The sequence below is a fragment of the Nostoc sp. NMS2 genome (genome assembly GCF_017115105.1).
Taxonomy (GTDB): Bacteria; Cyanobacteriota; Cyanobacteriia; order Cyanobacteriales; family Nostocaceae; genus Nostoc.
In genome coordinates, this window is the sequence record NZ_JABXKH010000035.1 from 22,966 (window position 1) to 42,117 (window position 19,152).

At 42.8% G+C, this 19,152-nt stretch carries 15 protein-coding genes; 6 read left to right on the plus strand and 9 right to left on the minus strand.

Translation table 11 applies throughout. The features are described 5' to 3' along the window. The first annotated feature begins 87 nt into the window (after window positions 1-87). From HWQ36_RS03820 to argC, 4 genes are all read left to right on the plus strand, one after another. Window positions 88-1,257, plus strand: a complete 1,170-nt coding sequence (locus HWQ36_RS03820; protein ID WP_292698253.1) for a helix-turn-helix domain-containing protein — start codon at window positions 88-90, stop codon at window positions 1,255-1,257. A gap of 130 nt (window positions 1,258-1,387) precedes the next feature. After that, window positions 1,388-2,902 (plus strand): glycerol kinase GlpK, encoded by a 1,515-nt coding sequence (gene glpK, locus HWQ36_RS03825; protein ID WP_292698255.1) that lies wholly within the window; start codon window positions 1,388-1,390, stop codon window positions 2,900-2,902. A gap of 97 nt (window positions 2,903-2,999) precedes the next feature. After that, the gene (locus HWQ36_RS03830; protein ID WP_292698257.1) at window positions 3,000-3,602 is read left to right on the plus strand and encodes a hypothetical protein; all 603 of its coding nucleotides are present in this window, start codon (window positions 3,000-3,002) and stop codon (window positions 3,600-3,602) included. An 80-nt stretch (window positions 3,603-3,682) separates the two neighbouring features. Further along, window positions 3,683-4,657: an N-acetyl-gamma-glutamyl-phosphate reductase gene (gene argC / locus HWQ36_RS03835; protein WP_292698259.1), complete on the plus strand. Its 975-nt coding sequence runs from the start codon at window positions 3,683-3,685 to the stop codon at window positions 4,655-4,657. Between the two features lie 149 nt (window positions 4,658-4,806). On the opposite strand, the gene HWQ36_RS03840 is transcribed toward argC, so the two are convergent. Then, the gene (locus HWQ36_RS03840; protein ID WP_292698261.1) at window positions 4,807-5,805 is read right to left on the minus strand and encodes a DUF1350 family protein; all 999 of its coding nucleotides are present in this window, start codon (window positions 5,803-5,805) and stop codon (window positions 4,807-4,809) included. 911 nt (window positions 5,806-6,716) lie between these two features. Beyond that, a complete protein-coding gene (locus HWQ36_RS03845) occupies window positions 6,717-8,699 on the minus strand; it encodes a heavy metal translocating P-type ATPase (protein WP_292698263.1) in 1,983 nt (660 codons plus the stop codon). A 558-nt stretch (window positions 8,700-9,257) separates the two neighbouring features. Between HWQ36_RS03845 and HWQ36_RS03850 the strand changes: the two genes are divergently transcribed. Further along, window positions 9,258-9,641, plus strand: coding sequence for a hypothetical protein (locus HWQ36_RS03850; protein WP_292698265.1), 384 nt, complete (start codon window positions 9,258-9,260; stop codon window positions 9,639-9,641). 653 nt (window positions 9,642-10,294) lie between these two features. Here the strand turns inward: HWQ36_RS03850 and HWQ36_RS03855 are convergent. The 5 genes from HWQ36_RS03855 to pipX form a co-directional block, all read right to left on the minus strand. Beyond that, window positions 10,295-12,970 carry an RNA helicase gene (locus HWQ36_RS03855; RefSeq protein ID WP_292698267.1) on the minus strand — a complete coding sequence of 892 codons (2,676 nt, stop codon included), beginning with the start codon at window positions 12,968-12,970 and terminating at the stop codon, window positions 10,295-10,297. A gap of 106 nt (window positions 12,971-13,076) precedes the next feature. After that, window positions 13,077-13,895 (minus strand): pyrroline-5-carboxylate reductase, encoded by an 819-nt coding sequence (gene proC / locus HWQ36_RS03860; RefSeq protein ID WP_292698269.1) that lies wholly within the window; start codon window positions 13,893-13,895, stop codon window positions 13,077-13,079. A 120-nt stretch (window positions 13,896-14,015) separates the two neighbouring features. Further along, complete coding sequence (locus HWQ36_RS03865; protein ID WP_292698270.1) at window positions 14,016-14,621, minus strand: cell division protein SepF; 606 nt, start codon at window positions 14,619-14,621, stop codon at window positions 14,016-14,018. A 383-nt stretch (window positions 14,622-15,004) separates the two neighbouring features. Then, window positions 15,005-15,673 (minus strand): YggS family pyridoxal phosphate-dependent enzyme, encoded by a 669-nt coding sequence (locus tag HWQ36_RS03870; RefSeq protein ID WP_292698272.1) that lies wholly within the window; start codon window positions 15,671-15,673, stop codon window positions 15,005-15,007. Next, complete coding sequence (gene pipX / locus HWQ36_RS03875) at window positions 15,670-15,948, minus strand: transcriptional coactivator PipX (protein ID WP_292698274.1); 279 nt, start codon at window positions 15,946-15,948, stop codon at window positions 15,670-15,672. The genes HWQ36_RS03870 and pipX overlap by 4 nt, the downstream gene beginning before the upstream one ends. A gap of 177 nt (window positions 15,949-16,125) precedes the next feature. Between pipX and HWQ36_RS03880 the strand changes: the two genes are divergently transcribed. Beyond that, window positions 16,126-16,353, plus strand: a complete 228-nt coding sequence (locus HWQ36_RS03880; RefSeq protein WP_292698276.1) for a hypothetical protein — start codon at window positions 16,126-16,128, stop codon at window positions 16,351-16,353. 203 nt (window positions 16,354-16,556) lie between these two features. Here HWQ36_RS03880 and HWQ36_RS03885 read toward each other — a convergent pair whose 3' ends face one another. Then, window positions 16,557-17,477, minus strand: a complete 921-nt coding sequence (locus tag HWQ36_RS03885) for an energy-coupling factor transporter transmembrane protein EcfT (protein ID WP_292698278.1) — start codon at window positions 17,475-17,477, stop codon at window positions 16,557-16,559. 73 nt (window positions 17,478-17,550) lie between these two features. Further along, window positions 17,551-18,921, minus strand: coding sequence for a ribosome biogenesis GTPase Der (gene der / locus HWQ36_RS03890; RefSeq protein WP_292698280.1), 1,371 nt, complete (start codon window positions 18,919-18,921; stop codon window positions 17,551-17,553). Window positions 18,922-19,152: the final 231 nt, after the last annotated feature.

Below are 19,152 nucleotides of genomic sequence, written 5' to 3' on the forward strand. Positions count from 1 at the left end.
GGCTACAGTCATTAATGGACACTCTGTAATTTCCTACTAATAGATTTTTTTTGCTCAACCTCTGCAAACAAGTAGCGGGAATTTAAGGTGAACATAGAACAATTTATCCAACGCGCAGAAATATTGCACAAGCGTTTAGCAGATTTATACCAAACTGCTAGTGTATTACCTTGGATTCCACCGGATCTACTGCCGCAAGCTTTAAAGGAACTCTATAATACCTTAAAGATAGTACAGTTAGCGGCACAAGAACTGTATCAGCAAAATGAAGAACTATTACAAACACGGAATTGGATAGAAGCAGAACGCCAACACTACCAGGATTTATTTGAGTTTGCGCCAGACGGCTATTTAGTGACTAATACAGAAGGAATCATTCAAGAAGCTAACCATACCGCAGCGAAGTTGCTCAATGTTTCAAAGCATTTTTTGGTGGGCAAACCAATGATTAACTTTGTTCCTCTAGAAGAACGTCAACAGGTTGGCAGCGAACTTATCCAGTTATCTCAATCAGACAGAGTTAGAGAGTTATTGCTACGCTTGCAAAAACGTTATGGTGAGTCCTTTGATGCAGCTTTGACAGTGACAGTTGTTCGCAATCAGCAGGGTAAGGCAATCTCTCTGCGTTGGATGGTGCGTAATATTAGTGAGCGTCAGTACTTAGAATCAGGAATAGTTAAGAATGACGGCGACTTATTCAACGATCGTCACGTGCATCAACATTCTAAAGGAGAGACTATTCTCCTCAATCCATTAGTAATTTGGTATGTTTCTCAGGGTTTGGTCAAACTCAGTACCTACTGTGAAACGGGTGAAGAAGTGTTGATAGGATTGGCAACGGCAGGAATGGTTTTTGGTTCTAGTTTGACTTCTCTAAATATCTACCAAGCAACAGCCTTCTCTGATGTTAAGTTGGTATCAATTTATGCGGCAGAGATAGAGGCTTCTCCAAATCTGAGCCACACGCTTTTACCAAAAATCAATCAGAGGTTACGGCAAACAGAATCTTTTTTAGTTATTTCTGGAAGGCGACGAGTACAAGAGCGCTTGCACTATCTATTAGAACTTTTGAAACGAGAAGTGGGTGAAACTGTGCCGGAAGGAACTCGCCTCAGTGTTCGCTTTACTCACGAAGATATTGCTAGCGCCTGTTGTACTACCAGGGTAACAATTACACGATTGATGGGCAAATTACAAGAAGAAGGTATTATCAGTTTTGACTCAAAGAAACACATTATTTTGAAAGATTTCCATTAATTACAGATGGGTATCTGGTGAGGAAATATGACCTAAATGTACACAAAATAATGTATATGTGATTTAATGCGTATTGCTAAAATTGCGATGCCTAGTTTGGGCTACACCTACGCAGTATGTCAAAGGAGCTATGCATACACTTGGCAACACAACTCTATCATCGGGCTACATCTTAGCACTGGACTTAGGTACAACAGGCAACCGCGCTTTTGTGTTTAACGCAGATGGTAAGATTGTTGGGCAGGCATACAAAGAACTAACTCAGTATTATCCTCAGCCCGGTTGGTTAGAACATGATCCTCAACAAATTTGGCAGGATACGTGTTGGGTGATAGAAACCGCCATTAAGAATGCCCAGATTGTTCCATCTACGATCGCAGCTTTGGGACTAACTGTACAGCGTGAAACCTGCTTGATTTGGGACAAAACTACTGGTAAGCCACTCCATAGAGCGATCGTCTGGCAAGATCGCCGCACTGCTCCCCTTTGCCACCAGTTACAAGAGCAAGGCTATGCTGATGAAATTTACGATCGCACCGGATTAATTATTGATGCCTATTTTTCTGCTACCAAACTCAGGTGGCTATTAGATCAGTTTACAGATGTTGACCTGAAGAATGTCTTAGCAGGCACTATTGATACCTGGGTGCTGTGGAATCTCACAGGTGGAAAAGTCCATGCTACTGACCACAGCAACGCCAGCCGGACAATGTTGATGAATCTCAAAACCTGTGAGTGGGATGAGAATTTACTAAATTTGTTTCAAATTCCGGCTCATATTCTGCCCCAAATTCAGTCTAGTTTAGGAGTATTTGGAGTTACTGATGCTACTTTGTTGGGCGCTGAAATTCCCATTACTGCGATATTGGGGGATCAACAAGCGGCTTTATTTGGTCATGGCTGCGATCGCCCAGGTTTGATGAAATGTACTTACGGAACTGGTAGCTTTTTGGTGGCTCACACAGGCGATCGAATTGTGCGATCGCACCATCAACTTATTTCTACGGTGGCATGGACAAAAGCAAATCCAAGCGGAGAATTAGATGTAGGCTATGCCTTAGAAGGTAGTATGTTTACTAGTGGAGCTTGTATTCAATGGTTGCGCGATCGCCTGAAGCTGATTAAAACTGCTGCTGAAAGTGAAATGATGGCAAATCAGGTAACAGATAATGGCGGAGTCTACTTTGTGCCTGCATTTAGTGGGTTAGGCGCACCTTATTGGGATATGAGCGCTAGGGGAGCCTTTTTCGGCATTACCGCCAGTGTCCAAGCAGAGCATCTAGTCCGTGCCGTGTTGGAAGCGATCGCATATCAAGTTTTGGAAGTAGTGCAAGCAATTAATTCATCTAGCAGTAATCCAGTTGGTCGATTAACCGTGGATGGCGGAGCTTGTGAGAATAATTTTTTGATGCAGTTCCAGGCTGATGTATTAGGTATTCCAGTTGAACGACCGATAATGCGCCATACGACCGTTCAGGGTGCAGCATTTGCAGCAGGTTTAGCTGTAGGATTTTGGGAGAGCTATGAAGCACTGGTGCAGCAACGGCAAATTGAGCGTGTGTTTGAGCCGAGGAGCGATAGGCCATTATCTAACTTTGGTACTTGGCAAAAAGCAGTGAAACGCACTCTCACTTGGGAAGATTAGCCATTGAAGTAAAGGACTTTAGCATAAGAGGGGGAAAGCAAAGAAAAAAATAACAATTTATTACAATCAAGCAAATTGATAGAGAGTGTTAATTATCATGCCTTACAGTCAATTCACCATTGACAAAGTGAAACAAGATTTTCACCTGACTACTGTAGAAGGAGTCCGCTTTTTCCCAGACTCGATTGAACCCATTACTCCAAGTTTCAGACTACAAGGTATTTTAGAGGATTTACCGTGGGCGATCGCAGTTGATACAGAAAAAGCTCGTTCAGAGGCGATAATTAATCCTGTATTGCTAGAAGTACGACGCATCTTCAATTCCTCAATTAGTGTGTTTTCAGGGGAAGAGTTTAACGTTGATGCGAGTATTGGACTCAACGGTGTGTGTGACTTCCTGCTTTGCCGTTCATCTGAACAATTAACGGTGGAAGCACCTGCAATTGTCATTGTTGAAGCGAAAAAATCAGATTTAAAATCTGGATTGGGACAATGCATTGCAGAAATGGTAGCTGCACAGCGATTCAATCAAGCCAGGGAACAACCCTTAACAGCTGTCTATGGCACTGTCAGCAGTGGAACCCAATGGCGCTTTCTCAGACTAGAGGGGCAAACAGTCACAATTGATTTAATGGATTATTATCTTCCTCCTATCGAACCAATTCTGAGCTTTTTGGTGTGGATGGTGAAAGCAGGGTGAAGGAGGCAGGAGGCAGAAGGCAGGAGACAGAAACTTGTAAGTATTAATCAGTCAAAATATCATTCACATATAAAAACCGCATGACTACTAAACCGAAGATTTTTATTGATGGAGAATCGGGAACCACAGGCTTACAAATTTACTCACGCCTTAATCAACGGGATGATATCGAGTTAGTTAGCATTGAGGCATCTAAACGTAGGGATGCAAGTGAGCGAGCTAAACTAATTAATGCCGTCGATGTTGTTATTCTCTGTCTACCTGATGATGCAGCCCGCGAAGCTGTTAGCTTAGTTAGTAATACTAGGGTTAAGATCCTTGATGCTAGTAGTGCCCATCGCACAGCTGATAGCTGGGTATATGGTTTTCCTGAACTAAATCCAGGACAGCGAGAGAAAATCGCCAGCGCCCAGTTTGTTAGCAATCCAGGCTGTTATCCCACAGGATTTTTAGCCTGTATCCGTCCTTTGATTGCTAAGGGACTTTTAAAAAGTAATTTTCCCATCACTGTTAATGCAGTATCAGGTTACTCTGGTGGCGGAAAGAATCTCATCAAAGAATACCATACATTTCATGAACAGCAAACCGGGGCCGAGTCACTACATCCATACGGCATCTACGGTTTGCAGTTTGGGCATAAGCACGTTAAGGAAATGCATTATTATTCAGGGTTAGCATCGCCGCCACTATTCGTACCTTCAGTAGGAGATTTTGAGCAAGGGATGCTAGTTCAAGTGCCTTTGCTGTTAGGAACTTTGGATAATCCACCATCAGGTGAGGTAATCTATGAAGCGATCGCTGATTACTACCAAGATGAAAAATTTGTGCAGGTTGCTCCATTCCAAGATTCTACTCTGCTGCGAGACGGAATATTTTTGGATGCGATCGCCATGAACGGTACCAATGTTGTTCAGGTTTTTGTATTCGCCAATGACACCAGCAAAGAAGCATTGCTAGTTGCTCGTCTCGACAACTTGGGCAAAGGCGCATCAGGAGCAGCCATCCAAAACCTAAACATCATGCTGGGCTTTCCAGAAGAATTGGGATTGTCATGAAAAGCATTAGGGAATGGGGATGAGGGAGATGTGGTTCGACTTCGCTCACCAACCGGGAGATGAGGGGGAGCAGGGAGCAGGGAGCAAGGGAGAAGAGTTTTAAGAGTTTTCCCCTTGCCCCCCGCCCCTCTGCCTCTTCCCAATGCCCATTATCTTGATTCTTCTTTCAGCGCCTCAAGCAATTGAATTACATGATGCTCAAAGCCTCTATTTCGATCTTGAACTGATTCAATCAACGGTTTATCAAAAAGATTAATGACATTATTACCTAATTGAATACCTAAAGGTTTTAAATGCCCACCATCTAAAGTCTCCACAAATTCTTGGGGCGGTCTTTTCAAAATATTAGTAAACCATTCACAGGTTAATTTAGCAATCTTATCAGACTGAAAACAGACTAAACCCATGATATTAAATAACCCACTATCCTTGATTAAATTCTTGGTTTCTTCAGGGTTTGGTTTCACACCCCAACCAATATTATCGATGATATCGGCTAAAAATTGAGGGCGAATTGCGCTGGCTGTATCGCTAATATCAGGTGCTAATAGGATAGAAACTTGCCCTCTAATAAAGACACTATTAATTTTAATTTCCCGACCTACGTAAGTGTAAATTAGTTTCCGAACTTCGACAATTTTGCGTTTAAGTTCCTCAACAAGAATGTTAATATCTTTAATGATACTTTCTATTTGTGACTTATCCGAAGTATGAGATAAGAGATTCCGAATAAACTTTTCCCTATTTGGAAGATCATCTGGCAGAGCAGTAAATCCTTCTAACAGGGAAATATATTTACAGCCAAGGCTATGTCCAATCCAAGAAAAGTTTTTATCATCTAGATAGGCTTCATAATCATATCCCTCAACACTTGCCATCCTCACAAGCTCTGGCAAAATCTCATACTGCTCTCTCATCAGAAAACCAGCTTCTACATAATGGTTAAAAGTAAAATTAAACGGTAGAAGAATAATCGTGTATCCCTGATTAAATAAAGATTGAAGTAGATAGCGATAAAAAAGCATGGGGCCAAATGTACCAAAGAAAGCCCCTGCAATAAATTGAATTACCCCTTTAGGCTGTGGATGCAGAGCAACCCAACTGTGAGAAACGGGTTTAAATCTCAGTTTTAAATTTGTATTTACCATGACTTATCAATGAGTTCATCTCATTTTGCTAGGTGTATACTTAATCTCCAAACTGATTTTGCTGCTTTTCGGATTCTTTAAGAGATATTTTCCCAAAACTGAGATACTCATTTTAAGAGATCGTAATTATTTCGTTTAGCAGATATCCCTCCTCTTTTGACTCTGGGGAGAATTTTATTGCTTAAATGACCCCGTTGCGATCGCTTGAATCTATAACTAGCAACTTGGGTTAGTATCATGTGTGTCTATAAATTGACCAAAATTATGTTGAAGCTTATAAAGCCGTAGCTTGACAGGATGATTATTTTATGGTTAATAAAACGGACATGATAAGTAAGTTTGCGCGAAAAAACCCAAATATCTTACGAAACGTAAATGGCTTAAAACTCTTACCAATGACCAATGACAGCCTTAGCCAGTTAGCTATTAATAAAAAGAAGTGGCAAAGCCACTTCCTAATTCCCAGGTAGAACCTAAGTTATGAGTATAACGACTACAAAAATTTGAAATAGTATAAATAAACACCAATTAGCTGAATATCTGTATTTTCCTTGTTTTCTGGGTGAGGAAATTGTGATTTCGATGCGCCAAATAACTGTATATTTACATAAGTCTCATGATTACAATGCAGACTTAAGTGTAACTTTTTCTGGTGGATAGGCAGCGCGATCGCTATCAATCAGTATATTTCCTATAGACGTTGCATTTTTGACTGTGACAGCTAAATCTGCACTTACGCCAATGAGTATGTGTAACCGTTGGTAAACCTTTGGTTCGTCATCCGGTGGGTGAAGAATGCGATCGCATTTTCTACGCTATAACTACAAACCCTGACGAAGGTTAAGTTTCGTTCCTAAGAATGCGATCGGGTTTTCCAATACAATTTCCCGATTCCCGATTTTCCAAAATTTTTATTTCATCGCTCTAGTTGCATTTAAAATTGCCAGCAATGCTACTCCAACATCAGCAAAGACAGCTTCCCACATTGTCGCTATACCTAAAATGCCCAATCCAATAAACACAGCTTTAATTGCTAAAGCAAAGCCAATATTTTGCCAAACAATTTTGCGGGTTTTTCTGGCAATTTGTATTGCTTCTGCTACTTTTGATGGCGCATCTGTCATGATGACAACATCAGCAGTTTCGATGGCTGCATCTGAACCTAAACCACCCATTGCCATCCCAACATCGGCTCTAGCAATCACTGGCGCATCATTAATACCATCCCCAACAAAGATAACTTTACCATGCTTGCCGGCGGTGCTGAGTAATTTCTCAATGGCATTGACTTTTTCTTCTGGTAATAACTCTGCTTCGTAAGCATCTATGCCTATCTGTTGGGCAATCTGGGAAGCGATCGCTTGATTATCTCCTGTCAACATTACTGTTCTCTCTACACCCATTCGCTTGAGTGCTTGAATAGCGTGTCTCGCATCTTCTTTCAGTTCATCAGCAATGACAATATAACCAGCGTAAATATTATCCACTGCTAAATGAACAACTGTTCCCTGTAGCTGGCAATTATCATAAGCAATATTCTCTCTGTGGAGTAGGCGATCGCTTCCCGCTATCACTAACCTATTTTCAACCTTGGCTTTAATTCCATAGCCTGCAATCTCTTCATAATCTCTCACCTCAAATTCATCAATCTTCCCACCATAAGCCTTAAGGATAGATTGAGCGATGGGATGATTGGAGTGTGATTCTACTTTGGCCGCTAATTGCAGCAATTCTGCTTCATTATAGCCATTATGTGCTACTATTCTTACTACTTTAAATACGCCTTGAGTTAACGTTCCAGTTTTATCAAACACAACTGTATTGACTGCATTTAGAGTATCTAAAAAAGTAGAGCCTTTAACTAAAATACCCCTTCTAGCTGCACCTCCCACACCTCCAAAGTAACCTAATGGAATACTGATAACAAGTCCACATGGACAGGAGATAACTAGCAAAATTAAGGCACGATAAACCCATTCTGAAGTACTTGCACCAGAAATTAATAAAGGCGGTAATATTGCCACTGCTAGAGATGTAAAAACTACTATTGGCGTATAATATCGGGCAAATTTAGTAATAAATTTTTCTGTCTCTGCTTTTTTGCTTTTGGCATTTTGCACTAAGTCTAAAATCTTGGCAATAGAAGATTCATCAAATCGTTTTGTTACTCTAATGCTGAGAACACCCATTTTATTGATCGTTCCAGCCAAAACTATTTCACCCAGCCTCACTGTTCGCGGTACAGATTCTCCAGTTAATGCAGATGTATCAACTTGCGAATTTCCATCTATAATTTCACCATCTAAGGGAATCTTTTCCCCAGGTTTGACGACGATAATATCTCCAATATTTACTGTTTCTGGGCTGACTTTTTTTAGTTCCCCCTCTATTTGGATATTTGCATAGTCTGGACGGACTTCCAATAAGGCTTTGATGGAACTACGGGAACGACTAACAGCAATATCCTGGAACAATTCGCCAATTTTATAAAATAGCATGACTCCGACAGCTTCGGGTAATTTATGAATTGCGATCGCCCCTACTGTCGCTACTGTCATCAAAAAAGTTTCATCAAATACTCTACCTCTAAGTATATTGCGTCCAGCAGTTTTTAAAACACTCCATCCGCTCAATAAATAGGCAGGGATGAAAAGCAGATATTCACCTATTGAGTAGAATGTATTGTGTAATTGATTTTCAAAAATTACACCAGGCACATATAAACTTAAAATTGCTATTAAAGGCAATACCTCATTTTTTAGATTGAATTCTCCACCGCGATCGTGATTGTGGTTATGGTTATGATTCTCATCATGAGTATGGTTATGAGTCTCATGACGCTCGTGTTCACAGTTGCAACAACCTGAAGATTCGGAATGTATTTTTTGCTTCATCTTTTGTGTTGAGGCTAGTAAATTAATTCGTGTATGAGCCTTTTTACAAATGTAATAAAAAAAAGAGCTTTTTACAAGTTGAACATTTAAGAATGAGAATCTATATCAGATTTTTTGTTAAATACTTATGCTATCTTTTGGTTCAAATTAAGATTTATAATTTTGTCAGGATAGCTATAGCAATCCTAAATCATTCATGAAAAATTAGATCCCCGACTTCTTCGAGAAGTCGGGGATCTGGACATCGCACATTTTCATAACTCATTTAAGATTGCTATATGGCAGTTATCAATTTTGTAGAATAATCTAAGATATAATTTTTGTTCGTAGTGAGCAATTTATCACTCTGCATAAGATTTCAAAGGTCTTGATCTACAAACTTCAAACCTGTTTGACTGCTTAATTCTGCTATGACAACTACTTTGCGATCAAACTGGGTAGTATATGGAACTTTCTTGAATAACAAGTGTCAAGCTAGCTATTCTTAGTGAAACCCACTTGAAGTTTGAAAGTGAATCGAATACCCTAAGCTAGTAGACAATTTTCTCAAGGAAATCTATGAACAAAAAAATTCTTCTGAATTTGCTTTCCACTTCCTCAATCTTTGTGTCGATGATGTCTACGCTGGTGGCATTTCATCCTGCCCATGCTAGTGGTAGTATTACACAGCGATTGATGCACACAGAAGATGGTCGTACCTGTATCACTAACCCACATGGTGGAAAAGACTTTGTGTGCATTCGAGATTCAGAGAGAAAGCAACCGTATACATCATCTGCACGTTCCTCGACCATTGTCACATCAGTATCAGATCAGAATATTGCCATGTTGAATTTTACTGACGAAGAAAGTGATGCTGCAATTAAGACATTTGGCTGCGACTGTCCATTGTGCATAAACTCTTTGCGTCAGTTGCGCGGTACTGGAAACTTGGTGTATTAGGGTTGAATAGCGCTTATAGCGACTACAACTTCTGTTAAATAGATGTGATTAATTACGTATAGAAGATATACGAAACCAAAAAAGCATTTTTAACTACGTACCACTACTATTAAATCTAAATTCATTCTTGGGGCGGTTTGTAGGGCAATTCAGGTCATCTGGAAAACCTCTCTCTAAATCTCTCTCCTAAAAGGAGAGAGACTTTGAATTTCCCCCTTCCCGCGTCCTACGGTGTACACATAAGTCTGCTCACCTGATTCCATATCGTTTTGATCCCCCCTAACCCCCCTTAAAAAAAGGGGGAACTAGAATCAAAGTCCCCCAATTTATCGGGGAGCCACTGCGGGAACAGGGGTCTCCACCGCCGCAGGATGCGCGAAGCGCTGTAGTGGAGCATCTGGCGTGGTTTCCCCCATGAGCAGGTGGCATCGATTTAAGGGGATCTCCAACGATTTTGGTTTTCTATAAAGATGTGTGTACACCGTAGCTTCCCGCGTCGGGAAGGGGGTTAGGTTTTTGGTGGACTTTTCCACATAACCTGAATTGTCAGCACAGTTTGTAGGGGCAATTCATAAATTTCCCCTACAATGTCTAATTTTGCGTAAGTCCCGAAAAAAAAGACGCACAGAACTCTGTAGCTAAAAGTGTCCTGTTTATTCAACCACCTCATTTACAGGGAATCTATCAATCAACTGCATCGCCCGATAAGCATTACGCTGGAAAGAGTCTGGCAGATGGGGAACGTGGGGTATTTGTGATAATAAATCCAACGTCCGGCGGAGAATTCTCACTACATCGCCTTCATCCAAGGTGGTGTTTTCGCAGAGTTCTGTCCACTCCATTCCTAGCGCCCATTGTTCTACTATGGCAATTAACTCAAACTCCAACCATATAGGCAGCGCTACGTTATACCGCCGTTGTAGTTGAAACATTTGGCGACGAATTCCCCGCAATTTTGCTAAGGCTTCTGCAACTTCATTACTAAGCTCAAAGTTAACCTTGCTATCTGGACGGGGTGTTTCCATCACCAAACCGGCGGCGGCGGCGGCTAAATGGTGGGGATCTAAGTTATCCAATTCACCACTAGCGAATACTAAACCCAACCACAATTCATTCTCACCCCGAATGGCGGCAGCAATTCGCCCTAATTGTGTAGGCACTAAGTTATCTAAAGCGCCAAAGTGTTGCAGAATTAAGATTAAATTGAGAAATTCTTCCCAATGACGTTGTGAATGTTGCTCTACTTGCCCTTGCAACTGTTCGAGTTCGGCTTCTAGTTCGACATAGCGGGCCCGGCGTTTGAAAAGCGTGGCAGCATTGCCTGATTGATGTAGGGGATGAGCTTCTAATTGCTCTTGGACAGCAGTAGTACGACTGAGTTGTTCTGCTACTTCTGGTGCCAGATGCAAAGATTCTACCGGATTGGGAATACGCACTGCGATCGCAAAGCTTTCTTCGTTACCACGACGTGACTGTCCTGGTTTTAAGGGCATCTCTGGCGGTGGTAGTATATCCGGTGACACCTCAATTCGCGGCAATTCTGCATATAAATCGACTACATCCCCTGCGGTTGCCACATACCAGCGATTATCATGCCCCAAGCATACCAAATAAGGAGCTTGACCAGAACCAGGCGATTTTCCCACCAATACTGCGGTTACGGGTGAAGACACTGTGATGTTTTTGCCTTTGAGACTCAACAGAGTTCCTGACACTGCAAAGTCCAACATCATCCCCAATTCTTGTTGTCTATCTGACTGCGCTTGCTCTTGCAGAGTTTTCAATATCTGGCGTTCGACTTTCAGACGTTGCCGCAATTTCTCATAAATAGCCAGTTCATTTTCATCAACTGCGGCGATTTGCTCATGTAGTTGAGCTAATTGTTTTTCCAGTTCGGCAATCTCATCGTATTCTGGTCTTAAATGCAATGTCGCCATGTACTGCCCAAAACTGCGCTCTATCAGTTCCCTAGTTTGCTCTAGGGTATGCGTTTGCAGCAAGTTGAGTACCATGCCATAACTGGGCGTAAACTGGCTTACAAGTGGGTCTGGCTTGGATGTTCCCAAATACGCCGCTTCTTTGGCTCCTTCAAAGGGAGTTTGGACTGTCACCACATGACCTTGTTTATCCATGCCCCGGCGGCCTGCTCGTCCCGCCATTTGCAAGAATTCGGAAGCATTTAACAGGCGGTGTCCGGTGTCAGTCCGCTTGGAAAGGGTAGAAATTACCGTTGTCCGGGCGGGCATATTAATTCCCGCGGCCAGTGTTTCCGTGGCGAATACTACTTTAATCAGCCCTTGCTGAAATAGTTCTTCTACCAGTGCTTTCCAAGCAGGCAAAATTCCGGCGTGGTGGGCAGCAATTCCCCGGTATAGGGGGGCAATTTGTCCAGAACGCCCAGCTTCGGGATTGCGGGCTAAAAATTCATCAATTTGTTGCCGCAAAATTTGGGATTCTTCATTATTTACCAGCCATAAATCACCCACTTCTGCCACCGCTTTATCACATCCCCGGCGACTGAAGATAAAGTAAATGGCTGGTAGCATATCCCGTTGTTCTAACTGGCTCAAGGTAAAAATTATACCAGGAGCTTCCGGTCTACCACTTCTTCCCCTGTCCCTTTCTCCCCCTTTCCCCTTCTTCTTCTGAAGGCGGGGGTTAATTTTGGTTTTGCTATCATTCAACAGGGGAAATAACCCTTTGGGATTGCAAAAGTGAAATTCTAAGGGAACTGGGCGAAAATCGGAGTAAATCAGGTCGGTTGGGCCGTGAACGCGATTTAACCAATCGGTTAGTTGATCGCTATTTGCAACCGTTGCTGAGAGGGCTGCCAGTTGCACTTCCCGGGGACAATAGATAATGGATTCTTCCCAAACAGTACCGCGCTGGCGATCGTTCATGTAGTGGCACTCATCAAGGATGACTGCTTCCACGTCTACTAATGAGATGCCGACTTGCCCGATGGGTGTGCCGTATAGCATATTTCGGAAAATTTCTGTGGTCATCACCAAAATCGGTGCATCCCTGTGAATGGAGGCATCTCCAGTTAACAGTCCGACTTGATCAAACCCGAATTTTTCTCGAAAGTCACGTAATTTTTGATTCGATAGTGCTTTTAGGGGAGTGGTGTAAAATACACGTTTTCCTCTCGCTAGGGCGCGATAAATAGCGTATTCCCCGACTAATGTTTTGCCCGAACCTGTGGGCGCACACACGACTACTGAGCGTCCAGCGTTTAGGGACGCGATCGCTTCTTTTTGAAACTGATCCAGATCAAAGGGAAATATAGACCCTAAGTCAAGTTCTGGAGACGGCGCAGGATAATTCACTCAATCACATTTGCAACCAGATTGTTTACTATACTAACGTTGGGTATTAGTCATTAGTCATTTGTCATTTGTCATTAGTTTTTCACAAATGACCAATGACTCTTTTTTATTTTCCCAGTTCTTGCGATCGCTCTGTGGCAGCTTTTACTGCTTCAATCAAAGCTGAACGAAATCCTGCCTGTTCTAGTTTGGCAATCCCGGCAATGGTTGTACCACCAGGACTAGTAACGCGATCTTTCAGTTCGGCTGGGTGCATTTTGGTTTCATGTAACAGTTTCGCTGTTCCCAGTACGGTTTGCAATGCTAGTTGATTGGCAATTGCTCTAGGTAAACCTGCGGATACTCCGCCATCAGCAAGTGATTCTACTAACAGCGCAACGTAAGCTGGGCCGCTACCAGATAGCCCTGTGACTGCATCCATCAGCCCTTCTGATACTTCTACAACTTCACCCACGGCCGAAAAAACTTGCTGTGCTATTTGGTGATGCTTGGCATTGGTATATGCACCGGAACAAATGGCGGTAATTCCTGCTCCCACTGTTGCGGGGGTGTTGGGCATTGCTCTGATAACTGGCAATTGCACAAATGCAGCTTCTAGCTGACTTAAGGGCACACCCGCCAAGATGGAAATAATCAGGGGTGAGTTTTCTCTATTAATAATATCAATATCTGCTAATTCTTGAGCGATCGCGCTAAACACCTGTGGTTTCACTGCCAAAAAGACAACTTCTTTGGCTTGAGTGAAAACCTCACTATTATCTGTCGTCACAGCAACATCGTATTGCTGTTTCAAAAAATCTAGCCGTGAAGGTAGCGGTTCGCTAACTATGACTTCTGATGATTGATAAATTCCACGCGCGATAAGGCGGGATAAGAGCGCTTCTCCCATTACCCCACCACCAATTAACCCAAATTTTATAGTCATTAGTCATTAGTCATTAATTATTAGCCATTGGTCATTAGTCGTTTGTCATTTGTCACCATGAGCAAAACCCAGGACAAATGACAAAGGACAAAGGACAAAGGACTAACTACTAATTTAACTTTATTGTGCCATCCGGTTAGTTTCGTTGCCCCAGGTTTGATTTGGAGTACCTGTAGGACGAGAGGGACGTGCTGGGGGTTGTGGTACTTCATGAAGAACGCCACCTTGGGTGCTAACTTGGACACAGCTTGGTGTAAACAAGAAGATGCTCTCACCGATGCGCTCTTGATGTCCATCTAGTGCGTAAGTACCACCTGCAACAAAATCTACTGCTCGTTGAGCTTGGTCTGGGTCCATGATTGTCAGATTTAATACCACTGACTTCCGTTCTCTCAACGCTTGAATTGCCTGGGGCATTTCTTCAAAGGTGCGTGGTTCGAGGACTAAAACTTCCGAAATTCCGTTAATTGCTCCTGGCATACCAATCACATTCCCCATTGGCTTTGAACCTGCTGCGATATCATCTCCCATTGTAGGCACTGGTTCCCGCCAGCGTCGATTCTGAGCGGTTGCGCTCTCTTGTGGGGCTGGGGGTTGAGGATTTTCTTGCTGATACAGATTTTGATAATTATTATTATCTGTTTCTGGTTCTTCTTCGTAATATTCGTATTCCACTTGCTCATTTAGACCTACAAAGTCTCTGAGTTTGGAAAAGATGTTGTTCATTGTCTGTGTACTCTCCTGGTGCGAATAGCCTGTATTGACTTGGCTTAGGATTTATTGAGATAAGAGCGATGCCTACGGTGGTAAAATACGCTACATCGGTGGATACTTCAGCAAGTATATTGCTATTTGTAGCCCATACTACGGGTTTTGGCGATGAACCGACACTTATTGGAAAGGTCTGTGCATCGCCTAAACATAATAATGAGTCAAGATTATATCCTAAGGTTTATCCGAAGGAAAGTTCTTTTTACCCCATTTTCCCTTGGCGATTGCTCTTGTCAATACTATATCCTTTGTTTCTAATTGCACCAGTCTCTGACAAAATTCTTGTCATCAAATCCTGATCTTTATTAATACTGACCTGCAAAGCTGACGATCGAGGGCTAAGAGCGATCGCCAAACAATATTGTTCCTAATCGTACCATCGTTGCGCCTGCTTGCACTGCTAGTTCGTAGTCGCCTGACATACCCATAGATAGGTGCTGCATTTTAATGTGCGACCAGTTTTGTTCCTGGATTTTCTTTGCTAGCTCACGATTGAGATTAAACACATTCAAAATTTCGGGATCATTTAATCCTGATGGCGGGATTGTCATCAAACCTTGAATTTGTAAACTTTTGTATTGATCGAGTGTGGGTAAATCAGCCAAAAGTTCTGACACACTCCAACCAGACTTGTTAGGATCGGGGAGGATTTTCACTTGCAGGCAAACCTGGGGACTCACTCCTAGCTGTTGGGCTAATTGATCTAAGCGCTGTGCCAGCTTCAAATTGTCCACAGAGTGAATCCAAGGGAATTGTTCGATGGCTTTTTTGGCTTTATTGCTTTGCAAATGTCCAATAAAGTGCCAGGTAATATCCGGTAAGTCTTGCAACTCGGCTTGTTTGCTGGCGGCTTCTTGGATGCGACTCTCTGCAAAATCACGAATTCCTGCGGAGTATGCAGACCGAATGGCCTGAGCAGAAACTTGTTTGCTAACAGCAATCAATTTGACTGAAGTTGGCAGAGAGGAACGAATGGAAAGAATACGTTCGGAAATCGAACTGTTCATTGGAAGGTGCGTTGGAAAACCCTTTGAAGCTGATCGTACTCCTGAGAATGCCCACTGCGCCGCAGGGTACGTAAGCGATTTTCCAACATCATTCTAGCCTCAGTCCGTCCTATAGGCTGGAATTTGACACCTTTAACGTCATTTGCGACCAAAAAAAACAGGCGCTGGGCATAAAGTGTGGTGAACAAATCCTGGGTTTCATCAACCATACAGATTTTGTAGAGTAAACCCCAAGTTGGATGGTTTATGTAAGTTTCTGCGTTTTCTGGATTCATTTAAGAGTCAAGGTGTAGTCAAGGTGGGAGTATATATATCTTTTCGCAGTGAATTCCAAACATTCAGACGATAATACCAACATTCGTCAGAATATTTGCTTAAAATGCAAAACTGCGGTTACGAAGACCTTGATCTAGTTTTTAATTGGCAGATGAAGCTAGTGGTAGTGAAGCGAAATGGTACAACAGAAGCCGCAAAGCGTGGATTTAGAGAGTAGAGGCTGTTTGAGAAACATCACCATCTGCTTTGGTGACTTCAATTTACCAATCTGTGGGGATAAGGTACAAGATAGTCCCGATCCTGTTGTTAAAAGTTCGACGTGGCAAGGGAAAACACCCTTTGAAGTTCCCAACGGCAACAGCGAACTTTTCAACTTCTTTCCATACTGCCACAACTGTGGCTAAATGGCACAAAATAGCTAACTTAAGTGGGCATTGGGAATTGGCCAAACAGGACATGAAGAAGAGACAAGGGAGACAAGGAAGAGGGGGGAGACAAGGAAGAGACTATTCAATAATTCCCCCTTGTCCCCCTTGTCCCCCTCATCTCCCGGTTGGTGAGCGAAGTCGAACCACATCTCCCTCATCTCCCCATTCCCTATGCAAAATTAGACCTGAGTTCCTATAGCTAGCCGTATTCCCCAGAATACAATTAAAGTTGCAATAGCAAGCCAGTCACGCCCTTTGAATCGTAAGTCGTGCCACTGGACTCGATGCTCGTTGGGACTGGTAAAACCCCGCACCATCATTGCATTCGCCATTTGATCGGCTCGTAAGAGCAGATTTTCTAACAATCTCTCTGCGACTGTCATCCAAACTTTGAACCCTCCTTTCAATCCCAGCTTTTTCCAATTAATTGCTCTTGTCATCACAGAGCGAAATAAGTTTTGTACTTCTTCTAAAACTAGAGGAATAAAGCGCAAGGACAAAGTTAAAGTTAAAGCAATTTCTGTGACAGGCAACTTGAAGCGTCGTAGGGGTTGCATTAAGCTTTCTATACCAGATGTGATTTCTTCTGGTGCGGTTGTTAGCAGATAGAGGTTGGTGCTATAAATTACGGTAAATATAATTGTACTCAGTCGTACTGCCAAATCCAAGGAACGGCGAGTTACTTTGACCGGGCCTTTCTGAAATAGGACATAGCTGTATTTTTTGTTATTACTTGCTTGCTCTGGAACAATATTCTTGGAGAATGCTGGCTGGGTTAATATTTGTTCATTAGCTGGTAGGCGTGGCTGATAATCTACACCCATTCCATCAGGACTGATGGCTCCGATCGCTAAGACAAAAAACGATAGCATTAATAGCCAGCCCATTTGTTGCTGCCATACTCGCCGGGGAATTCTGGCAATCAAGGTGGCAATAATCAATAGTACCACCAGCAGCACCCGCCAAAAGTTGTTAGCGAAAACATAGCTTGTTAAAAAGCTCATCAACCAGGCGAACTTGACTCGCGGATCGATTTTATGCAGCCAAGTTTGGGGTTGTTCTAAATAAAGTCCAAGTGGCAGCGATCGCAATAAATCCATTTTAGAGTTAAGAGTTGAGACGCGATTAATCGCGTCTGTACAAAGAGTTAAGAGAGGCGATTCATCGCGTCTCCTAACTTATTTTGACGCGAGTTGCTCTATTAACATTACCAATTTCGGCATCACGGACTTTCTTACTCCGCCACAATAATATAATTGGCGTGCCTTTAAATCCTAGCTGTTGGCGGAATTGGCGTTCAATGTAGCGACGGTAGTTGTCGTTGAAGCGTTTGGAATCATTGACGAATAGTGCGATCGTTGGTGGTTGGCTACTTACTTGTGTACCATAATAAATCTTGCCCTGACGACCACCACGGGATGCTGGCGGTGAATGCCAACTTACGGCATCTGTTAAGACTTCGTTAATAACTGATGTGCTGACACGCCGTTTGTGTGATTCAGCCGCCGTTTTCACTAATTCAAGAATCTTTTCTACCCGTTGTCCTGATAAGGCACTCACAAAAATTGTTTCTGCCCATTCGGTAAAATGTAACCGTGATTGCAGAGTTTTTTCGTAGTCGTAGATTGTGTAAGAGTCTTTTTCGACAGCATCCCACTTATTAACGACGATGATGCAAGCTCGGCCTTCTTCGATAATCCGCCCGGCTAATTTTTGGTCTTGCTCTGTGACTCCATCTACAGCATCTAGTACTAATAAAACCACATCAGCGCGGCGAATCGCTTTGAAAGCACGGTTAATACTAAAGAATTCTGTGCCGTATTCGATGTGTTTCTTTTTGCGAATCCCGGCGGTGTCAATTAAGCGATAGGTTTGTCCGTCTCGTTCAATGACGGTATCAATAGCATCGCGGGTTGTGCCGGAAATTGGGCTGACAATTGCCCTTTCTTCGCCAACAAAAGAATTGAGTAAGCTCGATTTGCCTACATTGGGGCGGCCCACAATTGCCACTTTGATTTCATTAGTTTCGGGGATGTCTTCAACAGCAGGGATGTGATTAACTAACTCGTCGAGTAACTCTCCTGTGCCACTGCCATGAATCGCGGAGATGGGGTATGGTTCGCCCAAACCCAATTCCCAAAACTCGGCAGCTTGCATTAAGCCTTGGTCTGGGGATTCACATTTATTTACAGTTAGTAGCACAGGTACGCGTTGTTGGCGCATCCATTCGGCGATTTCTTGGTCTGCCGATGTGGGGCCTGTTTGACCATCTACGACAAAAATTGCAGCACAGGCTTCTGCCAGGGCTGTCATTGCCTGCTGGCGAATTAGTGGTAAAAATTCGGTATCATCATTAAAGACTAAACCACCAGTGTCTACGACTAAAAATTCGCGACCATTCCAGAAAGCTGGTAGATAAGTGCGATCGCGTGTCACTCCCGGTTCATCATGGACAATCGCCGTTTGTTCCCCGGCGAGTCGATTAACCAGGGTGGATTTGCCCACATTTGGGCGTCCGATAATTGCAACAATTGGCAGTGCCATAAAACCAGGGTAAGTGAGAGACGTAGTATATCACGTCCTTACATTTTACTCACTTTAAACTTAAAGTTTTAATAATTTCCCAACCTGAAGAAATTGTTAGAGGACTAGTACCGCAGGGCGTAATTCGTAATTCGTAATTCGTAATTCGTAATTCGTAATTGCTGTACCGTAAGGGTTTCATTGATTTGGAATGGGTGGTTTATTTACGCCGCGCTGTACTAGTGATTCAAA